The following is a 356-nucleotide window of genomic DNA, read 5'->3' as shown; positions in this document are numbered from 1 at the left end:
TGATTGATTGTATGATCAATCTACTAAGAAATATAGGAGAAGATAAATGTAAAACCGTTACACCCGATAGAGGAAAAGAATTCTCCCAACATAGTCGAATAACGCTAGAATTAAATGGCACTAAAGTGTATTTTCCAGATCCACATGCTCCATAGCAACGTGGTACAAACGAAAATACTAATGGTTTATTACGTGAATATTCACCTAAAGGTGAAGATATTTCAGGTATTTTCGATAGTCAAATTCAAGAATGAGCGAATAAATTAAACACGCGACCACGGAAATGTCTAAACTGGAAAACCCCTTATGAAGTATTTTTTAATGAATCGTTGCACTTAATCTGACAATTGAAGATA

Annotated in this window: 1 pseudogene; it reads left to right on the top strand. The window is 33.7% G+C overall.

From position 1 onward, the window contains the following. A pseudogene (locus AC973_RS10015) lies at positions 1 to 344 on the top strand (IS30 family transposase); the annotation flags it as partial. Positions 345 to 356: the final 12 nt, after the last annotated feature.

The organism is Carnobacterium sp. 1290_CSPC (genome assembly GCF_001053265.1).
In the GTDB taxonomy this organism is placed as follows: Bacteria; Bacillota; Bacilli; order Lactobacillales; family Aerococcaceae; genus Aerococcus; species Aerococcus urinaeequi.
The sequence above is the reverse complement of the archived record's forward strand: the minus strand, read 5'-3'. Positions and strand labels throughout refer to the sequence as shown.